This is a genomic window from Acetatifactor aquisgranensis, from assembly GCF_943193215.1.
Lineage (GTDB): Bacteria > Bacillota > Clostridia > Lachnospirales > Lachnospiraceae > Acetatifactor > Acetatifactor aquisgranensis.
This window is the reverse complement of record NZ_CALPDH010000010.1, coordinates 133,213-146,407: the sequence shown is the minus strand read 5'-3', so window position 1 is coordinate 146,407 and position 13,195 is coordinate 133,213. Positions and strand designations below refer to the sequence as shown.

Here is a 13,195-nt window from a genome sequence, read left to right as displayed (position 1 = left end):
CTTTGGATAATTATGCAGTATAATACGGCAGTGAAAACGCTTATCCGTTTTCCACTGCCGTTAGTATATCCTCTGCGGGAGAAATTATGTGATTTGCAGCGCAGTCTGCTGCATTAGGCTCAAACCGCTCAGGTTAGTACTTTTTCCCTTCCAGAATCTCACAGTAATCCTTATAATTCTTCTCCAGAAGCGTCGGCGTGTCAAGGCCGTAAGGACATTTGGACTTGCACTTGCCGCAGTGGAGACAGTTCTCTATCTTTTTCATATTCTCCCGGGCCGCGGGCGTCAGCCACCCGGCGGACGGGGAGCGGCGGATCATCAGGCTCATGCGTGCGCAGTTGTTGATTTCAATCCCCACAGGACAGGGCATGCAGTATCCGCAGCCCCGGCAGAACTCTCCCAAAAGCTCCTCCCTGTCACGAGCAATCACATCTGCCAGTTCCTCATTCATGACAGGCGGATTATCGATGTAGGAAAGGAATTCGTCCAGCTCACTCTCCCGCTGCACGCCCCAGATGGGAAGCACATGGCTGTACTGGGCCAGGAACGCGTATGCCGCCGCGGAATTGGTGATCAGGCCGCCGGAGAGAGCCTTCATGGCGATAAAGCCCATGCCCGCCTCTTTGCATTTCTCCACCAGCTCGATGTCCTTCTCCGTGGCCAGATAGCAGAAAGGAAACTGCAGCGTCTCGTAGAGGCCGCTCTCCACCGCCTCATGGGCCACTCTCAGCCTGTGGTTCGTAATGCCGATGTGGCGCACCATGCCTTTCTCTTTGGCCTCCAGCATAGCCTCATAAAGGCCGCTGCCGTCTCCGGGCTTTGGGCAGAAAGCGGGATTGTGGAACTGGTAGATATCGATATAATCGGTGCGCAGGTTCTTCAGGGAGGTGTGGATGTCTTTCCAGAAACCCTCCGCGTCGGCAGCGCCGGTCTTGGTAGCGATATAGATTTTATCCCTCATGCCCTCGAAGGCCTCGCCCAGCTTCTCCTCGCTGTCCGTGTAGAAACGGGCCGTGTCAAAAAATGTCACGCCGCTGTCATACGCCTTGCGCAGAAGTTTCACCGCCTCCTGGGCGGAGATGCGCTGTATAGGCAGCGCTCCGAACGCATTTTTCTCTACCGTGATCCCTGTGCCGCCCAATGTCACTTTGACCATTAAAATCTCCTCCTTATCTATTCCTGTCTACTTGGGTTTCTTTACCAGCACTGCGACGACTGCCCCGCCTGCTCCTGCCACTACCGTCGCGGTCGCCAGCCCCGCCAGAATCAGCTTCATCTCTCCCAGAAAACCGCTTTCCTGTTCGGACTCGTCTCCGCCCCCAAAAAAAGCCTCTTCAACAGTCTCCTCCGTATCATCAGGCTCGGGGCCGGTGCTCTCCGGCTCCAACGGTATGGGCGTAAGCTCATAGATGTCTTCTGCCTGCCCGGAATCGCTCTCGTTCTCCTGGGGGCGGGCCGTCGGCCTGGCAGTGGCTGTGGGCGCTACCGGCCTGGGCGCCACCACCAGCGGTATGCCGGACGATGCAGAGTCTGACGGCGCAGAATCCGATGGTGCGGAATTCTGTCCTGTATCCGCCGGGGCCGGGGTGGGCACAGGCGGATTCCCGGATGGCTCCGGGGTGGGGACGGGCGTCTCCGCAGGCCCGGGAGTGTTGGCCGGGGGCGGTTCCGGGGTGGGAGTGGCTGCCTCCGTCCCCCCGATCTGCACATTCTCCGGTATCCCCACTCCCTCCACACACTTAAGGCTGCTGCCATAGACATATTTCAGCGAGTCCGGCACGACTCCCACTGTCGCCTTGACGCTCTGTCCGTTCCCATCCGTAACCACCACTTTGCCCACCGCCAGGGACTCTGCGCCCTCTGCGAACAGAGGGTCTGTCCCCGCCATGTAGATATTCAGTTCTTTCTCCTCCGCATGATAAGTATACTCCAGAATCTCCGCGCCGCTTCCGGCAAACAAGAATTCCACCTTAGCCGCATCCTCCGGCTCCACGGTCAGGGAAAAACTCATGGATGAAATCCCTTCTTTTTCCGCATGGAAAGAATCCAGAGTAACCTGTCCTGAGGAATCCAGCTGAAAGCTGTCGCCGCTCTGCGCCCGTGCCCGCACGGGGCACAACAAAAGCGAAAGCGCCGTCATATAGATACAAATCCGTTTTTTCTTCACGCTGTCCCCTTTCTACTCCTGCGGCACCGTGCCGCCGTTGAAATGAATCTCCGGCAGCTTCTCCGGCACAGCTTCAAACAGAGAGTCGCTGACAAGCCTCTGGCCCTCGTTTGTCAGGGCATCGTTCACGCGGTAAAGCTCTGCCCGCACCTTCGCGACCCCGATCAGGGACTCCTGTCCTCCGCTTTCTATCCAATAAATCCATGTGCCGTCCGATACATTCTGGATATTGCCCGCAGGCGGCACATCCGCCAATATGATGAACTGTGCTTTCAGGTTCCCGTCGGCATCCGTTCCTCCGACGATATCGCCGTCCTGATCGAAGAGCACCACCGCATTATACGCGGGATTGCCCTTATAGCTTCCCGTAAAGACAATGGATCCTGCAGGAATCACGTCCCCTGCCGCCTGGCCGTAACGATAGTCCTCCGCCAGCTTTCCGATTGCCGCCGTACTGTCCTGCGTCCGCCTGAAGTCCACATTGTCGCCCGTGACGCCCAGCACGTCCAGCTCCGCTATGGATACCTGGCTGCTCTGACCGCTTAAGATCAGCTTCACGGCTGTGGCCCCATAGGTGCTCACATATTTTCCGTCCGGGTTGGCGAAATAAATCGTATCGCTCTGCTTTCCTGCGAAGCTGCCGGATGCAGCCTCCACCCATATGCCGTCGGAGAGCGCCTGCACGGTATAATTACCGTCCATCTCAGCCCCTGTGCGATACTTAAAGCCCGCCACAGTCAGGGTCTTATTGAATTCCAGAACAATCTCCGCGCCACTGCCTGCCGTCGCCGTATATACTGTAGATACATCGCCGTCTATGACGCGCTCCGCCACATTCTCCGGTTCCGGCGCGCAGGGATCATTGTCGTCGCCCGCCGCCTCCGGGACGTCAACAGCCGTCAGACCGTTGGCGCTCACCGTCCAGAAGCTCTTGTCCAGGCTGCCGTCATGCTCTATCTTCAAAGGATTCAGCGTCTTCACCGCAGAGCGGTTCAGGTATTGATCGATTACCGTGATTTCATACCATACCACACGGTTGTTCATATATACCCTGTCGCTGAAAGTACCGCTCCCGCCTGCGGCAAAACCGGCTGTCTCTTTCTGGATCCTACCGCCCGAATAGGAACAGCGGACAATTTCGTAACCCAATACGTCATCTGCCGGAATCGCTTTTGAGCTGAGAGCGATGTCCACCTGATTGGCGTCCGCAGCGTTGACCACCGCAGTCACCGCATCTCCCACGGCCTCCACTTTGCCCTCTGTTCCAAGGATGCTGCTCCCGCCCTGGAGCGTATAGACTCTGGAGTCGTCGCATACATAGTAGATGGCCCTTGTCTCCACTGCAAACTGCGCGGCATAAGCCCGGGTCTCCTCGTTGGGCGTCATGCCCCAGCGTTCAAAGAATTCCAGAATGTTTTTCTGTGCCGCCGCACAGGACAGGCGCATCAGATTCTGGTCCTTGTCCCCGGCCAGCTTCAGCTTCACGCCGTTGGGACTGGGCGCCTTGGACGTATCCCTGGCATAAGTGTCAACTCTTGCGAAGAACAGATTCGCCAGCTGCTCTTCATATTTTTCATAGGTCTTATAATTATATCCCCTGTCATAAGCCAGGTGTAGCTGCCAGTACATTCCCAGTCTGGTGAACACATTCCCGGCCGGCCCCTTTGTGCCTGACGTCACTTTCTCGTAGACATTCGCATACTGGAAGCGGACGCTGTCGTTACGGTCCTTTGCCTGTGCCAGCACCGCGTAGTAGTTGTTGGTGACCTCCGCCACCGCGTAGGATCCCTGATTGATGCAGTGCCCTATCTCATGGGCTATCCCCCATCCGAACAGCCGCCCGGATTCATACTTTCCGTCCGCTCCCGCCACAAGTCCCGGAGAGGATGTAAGACCGGGCGCAGAGCCCCATTCAATACCGATATGGTTGCCTGACGCATACATGAACGCCCCCGAGAACATCCGCTGATACCGGATATTCAGATGTCCCTTGGGAATCTTGTTCTTCTCCTCCGGCGCCGTGTCATTCAGGCCCTTGTGCTGATAGAACAAATACATCTCATCCTCAACGGACTTCATGGAGGTCAAAAGTCTGCCGGCCCGCTCTTTCGCCGTTCCGGTTCCCGTGCCGGCCAGAATCTGTTTGGCAGGAAGCGAGAGCATCATAGTATCCAAAAGGATATCCGAAGCGCCCAGAATACAGTTCGTCTCCTCATAGCTATAGTTTACCACAGGATTACCGGCGTTCTGATGGACCTCCCCGTGCCTGCTTTCCATCTGTCCTGCAAAGGCATCCAGCGCTTCCACGTAAGCCGTCGCCCGCTCCAGCCTTTCGGCTTCGTCCGTCACCTGGTAGAGATCCAGTCTCGGAACCTGCACGCCGCCGCTGACACGGACTGCATATCTGTCATTCCCTCCGCCGTTTCCCGTATACTGGACGTACAGCGCGCCGCCGGATTCCACTCCTGTAGTGGAAGATATCTTCGTCACGGTAATCTTGTTGGGGCCTACTTTCAATGTCCCCACGACGCTGCTCATGGCTGACGCCTCCGCATGGTACTGGGTAGCAACCAGCTGAAGGCTGGCATCCTCTCCGGTCTTCTTGCTGTTATGGCCTACATAGACCACGATTTCCTCCTGGGCAGCCGCAGTCACGCCCAGAGGCTGCCAGGCGTTCAGACCGCCAAAGCCCCTGTTCACATCCTTTGTGGTAATGCCGCCATGAATCTCCACTGAAGCCTGCAGGCTGCCGTCCTTTAAGATTGCCTCTGCTGTGGCAAGTTCCAGTTCCAGCAGTTCCTGATCCGGATGGTACTCCTTGCTGATCGGATCCGCGGTGTTGATGCGTGTCCTCAGGGCATCTATGTCTTTCTGCTCCACATCCTCCCGCAGTACGGTATGGAGATCGTCCGCATACAGTCCCATGATATCTGCCCACAGGGTATCATAATGGTAGAAACAGACCTCAGACACTGTGATGCGGTTCCCCTGCGCCCCATAGCGGGCAAGGCCGAACTGAATTTTCTTAATATTGGCAGGTTCCGGCAGCTTTACCACATAGTATACCCTGCCTTCCTTATCCGCTTTGCGGCTGATCGAGACATTCTTGTTATCCAATATTTTCTTTCCGGCCTCATCCCAACAGGTGACTTTCGCATAGAAGTAGCCGGTATCCCGGGATGTGTCATCGTGGAAAGCAAAGGTATCCATTTTGTAAGCCTGGTCGAACTCATAGATAAGGCCGTTGCCTGCTCCCATCCAGTTGTAGCCGCCGTCGTCCCAGGTGCCTCTGTAATAGTAGGAGGACGGGTCATTGTCCACAGTCCCCCATGCCGTGCCTGCCTGCACATCCAAAGGGCTCTGTTCCATCTTGCCGCCGCCCAGGGAGGCGCTCAGGATGTGGGCGCTGACCTTTCCTTTCTCTTCGAAATTAATCATCCCGTATTTGGGTATGACCGCGGGATAGGAGTCAAATGTGGTAGCCGCCGCTGACAGCGAGGGCCCGCTCTCGCCGTACTCATTCACGCCGGTGACATAGACCGTGTATTCCGTAGCGTCAGGCAGTCCTGTAATGGTATAACTGTTTGCCGTGATTCCCTCTATCTTCTGATATTCCCCCTCGACGCTCTTTTTATAATACAGATTATACGTAAGGGTATCTTTCATACGCTTCCAGGAGATCCTGATGCTCCGATAGTCTCCCGCTGCGGACACATTATCCGGCTTGTCCGGCTTGCCGCTGGGCTGCGGGGTGACCGTGATCCTTTCCCCATATCCGCTGCGCCAGGTGCCGTTCACGGACTGCACCCTCACCTGGTACTCCTCATAATTCACCAGTTCCCTGCCGCCAAAGGAGACAATGTCAAGGGCGTTCTTAGGGACCATCACTGTCTCTGGCTCCAGACCGGAGCCGTCCTTGGCGATTTCCACTTCATAGCCTGTGATATTGATACAGGCATCCCAGGAAAGAGAGATTCTGGCGCTTCCGACGGATGCCCTTAAGTTTTGGGGGATATCCGCCTCCGGCTCCGGAATCCGGTTCTCCATACCGTTGACAAACTCTACCTTTGAAATCTCGGCCAGGTTCACGGAATTGCCTTCTCCGTCTTTCACTGCCTTAATGGTCAGAGTCACCCTTTTTATGGCCACCTGTCTGCCCAGATATACTTCTATATTCCCGTTTTTGTCCCGAAGCGCCCGCACCTCGGAATCCTCCAGAAGAAAATGGATTCCCTCTTCCACGGGAATATCTTTCACATCCCGTTGTCCGTCCGCGTCCACATATTCAATCCTGAAAGACGCGGAAGTGATGTCAGTATCCTCCCCTGTCTCAATTACTATACCGTCGGACATAGCGTCCTCATCTGCCGCGTTCACGTTGAATTCCAGCATCACAGGGCTGTCATTGGAAATTACGCCTTTTTCGTTCTTAAGCATAAGGGGCGCGTCATTTTCCAGCAGTTCCTCCAGGCTGCCCTTTTCCACCCGGGTGCCCGCACCCAGATTCAGCTGCATTGCCGCCGGGGAGACGGAGCTCTCAATATAGGAAAGAATATCCCTGTCCCCTTTGGAACCTTTGGTCAGATACTCCAGGTCCACCAGGTCCACCACGCCGTCTCCGTTCAGATCCGCCTGGGGATGGGACGCGATGCCGTCTCCTTCTATGGCTTCCATCAGGATTTTTTCGTCCCCCTCATTGACAAGGCCGTCTCCGTTGACGTCGCCGATCAGCAGCACGCCGGGGTGGGCGGCTCCTGCCGTATAGCTTATACTCTCGCCCTCCACAAAGCCTGTCATCAGCTCCACGCGCTTTCTGCCCCCTGCCACCTCGATTTCCTGGGTATAGGTGGCAAAGCCAAAGCCCTCTGCAGATACCGTCAGGGTGTATCTGCCCCCTTCAAGGCCCTTGAAACGCGCGATTCCTGCATCCGGACTCTTCCCATTGTCTTTGCCCAGCAAGACGAAACCGTCGTCTCCGCAGGCATTTCCGTCGGCATCCCTCAAAACAACGCGGAAAGTCACATCCTTTTTAAGGATCAGCGCGGATCCTATGTACACGTCCACTTGTCCGAAAGGCCCGGTCTGGCTCCTGGTGCCGGCTGTATTGTCCGGCAGTACATTATTCCCTGAACCGGTCTCCGCTCCGGGCTCGGTTTGAACGCCGTCTGCGGGTCCGGCCGCACTGTCCGGCTGGCCGGGCTGGGCGTTGTCCCCCGAGCCGGCCTCATTCCCGGACTCACCCGGCCGGGCGCTGTCTCCCGAACCGGCTTCGCTCCCGGACTGGCCTGGCTGAGTACCGTCCCCCGAACCGGCCCCATTCCCGGACTCACCCGGTTGGGCGCTGTCCCCCGAACCGCTTCCAGACTGGCCTGCGCCTGGCTGGCTGCCGTCCGCAGAGGGGTCTGTCTGATTCTCCCCGGTTCCCGTGCCGTCCGGGTTCCCGGCCCCCTCTCCCGGCACTGTACTCTCCTCACTGTCTGCTGCTGTATTTCCCTGTCCGGCCTGCGGAATTGTATCCAATCCCGAGGCATAGGAGGAAAATCCCACCGCTAAAACAAGAACAGCCGCCAAAAATGTAGCCACTTTCCTTTTCATATGTTCATCCTTTCTCCCCTGCCTTGTCCCCTGGTAATCTCTCCTGCTATTTTCACGGGTCAATCGGCATAGCGTTCTTTTTCTATTTCTCCTGTCAGAATTATACAATCAAACGAGTTTTCGTGCAAGACACTTATGGCAGAAAAAGGAGCCGTGAATCGTGCTGAATATCCGCAATCCATGGCTCCAATCTTCTATATCGTCCAAATCCTGACGTTAAACCGTCTCCGATATCAGTCTACTTCTTCAGCAGCAGAGACTTGCCCGTCATCTCCACAGGCTGTTCCCTGCCCATTATTTCAATCAAAGTCGGCACGATATCCGCAAGGCAGCCATTCTCGCGCAGAGTATAGGCCTCGCAGTTCACCAGGATGAAAGGCACCTGATTGGTAGTATGGGCCGTGAAAGGCTCTCCTGTCTCGTAATCCACCAGCATCTCGGCATTGCCGTGGTCCGCGCAGATGAACATGGCGCCGTCCACCTCTTCGATGGCCTCCACTGCCCTGCCCACACACTCGTCCACCGCTTCCACCGCCTTGACGGCGGCATCCAGGACACCTGTATGGCCTACCATGTCGGGATTTGCGAAGTTGATGATGATCACGTCATATTTATCGGAACGGATGGCCTCGCAGAGCTTGTCGCACACGCTGTAAGCGCTCATCTCAGGCTTCAGGTCATATGTCGCCACATCCTTGGGAGAATTCACCAGCACCCTGTCCTCGCCCTCGTTGGGCTCCTCCACGCCGCCGTTGAAGAAGAATGTCACATGGGCGTACTTCTCCGTCTCGGCGATACGCGCCTGCTTCATACCGTTCGCAGCCAGCCACTCGCCGAACGTATTGGTGACGGACACCTTGTGGAACGCCACCTCCTTGTTGGGGATGGTAGGATCGTAATCGGAAAAACATACATAAGTGATGTCCTTCCTGGGGCCTCTGTCAAATCCCCTGAAGTCGTCATCGCAGAATGCCCTGGAAATCTCCCTGGCCCTGTCGGGGCGGAAATTGAAGAAGATGATGGAATCGCCGTCCTGCACCAGCGCCACGGGCTTTCCGTCCTCCATTGCCAGCGTGGGCTTCACGAATTCATCCGTCTCTCCCCGGTCGTAGGATTCCTGGATAGCGCAGACGCCGCAGGCCGCTGTCAATCCCTCTCCCTTTGTCATGGCGTCATAGGCCAGCTTCACACGGTCATAATTGTTGTCCCTGTCCATGACGTAATAGCGTCCCATTACAGACGCAATCTTGCCTATACCGATTTTGTCCATCTCAGCCCTCAACTGCTCGGCATATTCCTTGCCGCTGGCAGGCGGGGTGTCGCGTCCGTCCAGGAAACAGTGTACATACACTTTCTCCAGGCCGTTTCTCTTGGCCAGCTCCAGCAGCCCGTAGAGGTGCGTGTTGTGGCTGTGGACGCCGCCGTCGGACAGCAATCCCATCAGATGGAGGGAGCTGCCGTTCTTTTTGCAGTTCTCCACCGCCTTCAGCAGGGCGGGATTCTCGAAAAAGGTCCCGTCCTGAATCTCCTTGGTGATCCGGGTCAGCTCCTGATAAACGATGCGGCCTGCACCCATGTTCAGATGGCCTACCTCGGAATTGCCCATCTGTCCGTCGGGAAGCCCTACCGCCATGCCGCTGGCATTGCCGCGCACAAAGGGGCATTCTTTCATCAGCTTGTCCATAACGGGAGTCTTCGCCAGCGCTACCGCGTTGCCGTCCTGTCTGTCATTGAGTCCGTACCCGTCCAGAATCATCAAAACTACCGGTTTTTTGCTCATATCTACTCTCCTTACCGTATCCGCCCGCAAATCCGTCTCTCAAAAGCGCGGCGGACGCTACTTGCTTCTAAACTCTGCAGATGCCGAAAGCTTCCACACTTTATCCCAAATTATACACTGAAAACCGTTCTCATGCAATACCCTCTTCCCGGGAAATTTGCCGAGCGCCGTGGTTGCCGCCCGCGTTTGTCGTGCCCTCCGCCAATCGCGGCTTGCTTTTTCCCCGCAACATTGCTATACTAAGACAGTATAATCAAAAACAGGAGAGATTGTTCTATGGTTTCATTATTGGCCAACCTTTTTATTCGGAATCAAAACGACACGAAAGATTGTACCGTCCGTCAGGCCTACGGAATCCTGTGCGGAGCTGTAGGGATTTTCCTGAATCTCTGTCTCTTTGCGGGAAAATTTCTGGCAGGCCGTTTCAGCAACTCCATCGCCATCACCGCAGACGCCTTCAACAATCTGTCGGATGCCGGTTCTTCCATCATCACCCTGATCGGCTTCAAGATGGCGGGCCAGAAGCCGGATCCCACCCATCCCTTTGGCCATGGGCGCATCGAATATGTGTCCGGCCTGCTGGTCTCCATCGTCATCCTGCTCATGGGCGTGGAGCTTTTGAAATCTTCCGTGGCAAAAATCCTCCGCCCGGAGGATCTGGCCTTTTCTCCCGTGGTGCTGGCAATCCTGCTCTGCTCCATTCTGGTGAAATGCTATATGTTCCTGTACAACAGAAAGCTGGGGAAGCGGCTGGATTCCGCCGCCATGCTGGCCACCGCCACCGACTCCTTAAGCGACATGATGGCTACCTCGGTAGTGCTGGCCGCCACTGTGATCGCCCATTTCACGGGGCTGGCCATAGACGGCTGGTGCGGCGTCCTGGTAGGCCTGTTCATCTGTTACGCGGGCTTCAGCGCAGCGAAAGACACCATAAGCCCTCTGCTGGGCCAGGCTCCGGAGAAAGGATTCGTCCAGCAGATCAGCGATATCGTCATGTCCTATGACGACGTCCTGGGCATCCACGATCTGATTGTCCATAATTACGGGCCGGGCAGAGTGCTGATTTCCCTCCATGCGGAAGTCCCGGCGGACGGAGAGCTGTTGGCCCTCCATGACACCATAGACACCATCGAGCATGAGCTGCGGGACAGCCTGAAATGCCACGCGGTGATACATATGGATCCCGTCTGTACAGGCGATGAGGAGACCGCCCGCCTCCGGACTCTGGTCAAAGGCTATCTGTCGGAAATCGACGAATCGCTCACCATGCACGATTTTCGGATCGTCACCGGCCCTACCCACACCAACCTGATCTTCGATGTGGTGACGCCCTACGACTTTCCCCTGCCAGACAGAGAGCTGTCCAACCGCATCAGAGAGCGGGTACAAAAGGATAACCCGAACTATTTTACCGTGATAGACATAGATAAGCAGATGGTGTAAGAAAGGAGCCGGAACCAAAGATGCCAGCACAGGGAGAGGACATAGCCGCAGCGGAAAGCAGACGGCTGGAGATACTGGAAAAAAGATACAGGAATGCCGCTCGGGCAAAATTCGAGAGCCGAGTGGCCTATTACCATCGGCTGACCGGGGGAAATTATACTTCCATCACGGTCCGGGACCAGAGGAGCCGCTGGGGCAGCTGCTCCTCCCGGGGCACCCTGTCCTTCAACTACAGGCTCATATTCGCCCCGCCCATGATACTTGATTATGTGGTAGTCCATGAACTCTGCCACCTGACCCATATGAATCATTCCAAGGACTTCTGGGACATGGTGGCAGGTATTATGCCGGAGCACAAGACATACCGCAAGTGGCTGCGCGACCATGGGCATGAACTCAACCTGACAGCTTATCTGGAGAAAATGGGGATTCCCGTCACGCTGGACTGATACTCCTGCATATGGCAGGAATCATTCATCAGACCATTCCCGCTGATCGGCATATAATATTTGAAGCTTATTTTCAAGCATGGTTTCCTTCTCACAGTAAATCGTCCTGTCTATAGGCTTTGCTTCCCACTCCCCAATCCGGTAGCAGCCTTTTCCCAGAGAAACCGCCCTCAGAGTTCCTGCCGGCAGCATTCTCTTTCCGCCATCGTCAGCCCCTTTCACGGTTCCCAGCATCAAATCGCCATGCCAGAGCGACAGATAGCCCTGATGATTCCTGCTTTCGCACTGTGTCATTTCAATCGGAAATGAGATGCGCAGACTGATTTTCCCGGATACGGCCACATGGCAAAAGCCGCCGTCCCAAACAAGCTCTTCCAAAGAACCGTTCCGGAGTATCCTGACCTTGTCCCTATCCGTCCCCTCCGGAAAATAGAAATAAAGCGTACTCCAGGATGCCGATTCCGCCTCCAGCGCTGCCTCTCCTTCATAAGGATACCTTGTCGTCATCTTCAGAGAGATACCCTTATCCTGATATTCCATGGGAAAATAGTTCAGAATGAAAATATCCTCTCCTCCTCTGAGTACAGCATTCTCCGCTGCCCTGACAAGCCCCTCACTGCCCCGCATGGTACAGCACCAGTATGCCTCGTATTCCGCTTTCCTTACCGACAGACTGTCCCAGTCCTCCCCGGCCCCGGCACAGTTGTCACATCCGAAACCGCCGTTTGAGCGCTGGGCATGTCCGAGCCCATTGAACCATATCCGGGAGGCGCAGTCCGCGTACTCCTTTTTTCGCGTCTGCGCGAACAGCATGACCGCCAGAAGATAGGAATCCACTATGGCACAGGGCTCTGTCCAGTAAGGCTTGCCGAACCAGTTGTAATTCCCATAGTTTTCTGTCATGCCCTTGTCCCGATACAGCCGGAAGAACTCCTCCGCAAAGTCGAGCAGGGGCTTTTCCCCCCTGCAGCAGTACAATCTGACCACGCCCCGCATAGCTGACAGGGAAGCGTGGGTCTGCATGGAAAGGCCCACAAAATCAATCGTCTTGAATCGCTCCAGCATTTCCTCCAGCAGGGCCCATACCTCCTCCTCCCGGAAAATTTCATAATATTGGCTCAGTCCGTCCAGTGACATGAACGCACAACCGATATCCGAAGAAAGCCTCCAGCCATCCTGATTCACTCCCACGATTTCGCCGCTGGCCTTTCCGGAACGGTTTCTGCCGTCCGGCATTATGGGATAGGAACGATACATCCCTTTCAGCGGCAGATAAAGCTGGCTCACCAGCCGCTTTGCCCGCTCCGCGGCCACAGGGTCTCCCGTATAGAGATATTCCTCCAGCAACGCCCGGAGAAACCAGTTATGCCCGGACAGCTGCTGTTCATCTGCCTCCCCTGGAGGCAGTATTTCCCCGAAATACCCGCTGCCATTCATCTTTCTGTCGATGGCATCCCGCAACTCCTCCAGATAAGCGGGCTTTCTCCCCATGGCTTTCCACAGCAGAATCCATGACAGATAGACGCGCCCTACCTTATCGCCCGGCCAGCCGTCTTCACCGAACAGATTTTCCGGATGATAGAACATGTCCTCCAGCCTGCTGTAATTCTTTAAGATACGGTAAGACAATTCTCCCTCTACCCGGATATCCGGCCCTTTTAATCTTTCCATCTTCTTTTTCCCTCCAATCAGTCAGAATCTCTCTGCCCGGTGCAAAAAAAGGAACCACCGACAATCGACAGTTCCTTTTTTCGCTTTTTA

Annotated in this window: 7 protein-coding genes; 2 read left to right on the top strand and 5 right to left on the bottom strand. The window is 55.7% G+C overall.

Annotation, left to right across the window (positions count from 1 at the left end):
- Nucleotides 1–133: 133 nt before the first annotated feature.
- The 4 genes from NFS35_RS10710 to gpmI form a co-directional block, all read right to left on the bottom strand.
- Nucleotides 134–1,156 carry an aldo/keto reductase gene (locus NFS35_RS10710; RefSeq protein WP_251207119.1) on the bottom strand — a complete coding sequence of 341 codons (1,023 nt, stop codon included), beginning with the start codon at nt 1,154–1,156 and terminating at the stop codon, nt 134–136.
- A 27-nt stretch (nt 1,157–1,183) separates the two neighbouring features.
- Nucleotides 1,184–2,167, bottom strand: coding sequence for a hypothetical protein (locus tag NFS35_RS10705; RefSeq protein ID WP_251207118.1), 984 nt, complete (start codon nt 2,165–2,167; stop codon nt 1,184–1,186).
- 12 nt (nt 2,168–2,179) lie between these two features.
- On the bottom strand, nt 2,180–7,762 hold the full coding sequence (locus tag NFS35_RS10700) for a fibronectin type III domain-containing protein (protein ID WP_251207117.1): 5,583 nt from the start codon (nt 7,760–7,762) through the stop codon (nt 2,180–2,182).
- A 238-nt stretch (nt 7,763–8,000) separates the two neighbouring features.
- A complete protein-coding gene (gpmI, locus tag NFS35_RS10695) occupies nt 8,001–9,542 on the bottom strand; it encodes a 2,3-bisphosphoglycerate-independent phosphoglycerate mutase (protein WP_251207116.1) in 1,542 nt (513 codons plus the stop codon).
- Nucleotides 9,543–9,818: 276 nt separating this feature from the next.
- On the opposite strand from gpmI, the gene NFS35_RS10690 reads away from it, so the two are divergent.
- Together NFS35_RS10690 and NFS35_RS10685 are read left to right on the top strand one after the other, a co-directional pair.
- Nucleotides 9,819–10,985 (top strand): cation diffusion facilitator family transporter, encoded by a 1,167-nt coding sequence (locus tag NFS35_RS10690; protein ID WP_251207115.1) that lies wholly within the window; start codon nt 9,819–9,821, stop codon nt 10,983–10,985.
- A gap of 20 nt (nt 10,986–11,005) precedes the next feature.
- Nucleotides 11,006–11,434: a M48 family metallopeptidase gene (locus NFS35_RS10685; protein WP_251207114.1), complete on the top strand. Its 429-nt coding sequence runs from the start codon at nt 11,006–11,008 to the stop codon at nt 11,432–11,434.
- A gap of 21 nt (nt 11,435–11,455) precedes the next feature.
- Here the strand turns inward: NFS35_RS10685 and NFS35_RS10680 are convergent, their stop codons facing one another.
- Nucleotides 11,456–13,105, bottom strand: a complete 1,650-nt coding sequence (locus tag NFS35_RS10680) for a beta-L-arabinofuranosidase domain-containing protein (protein ID WP_251207113.1) — start codon at nt 13,103–13,105, stop codon at nt 11,456–11,458.
- Between the last annotated feature and the right edge of the window lie 90 nt (nt 13,106–13,195).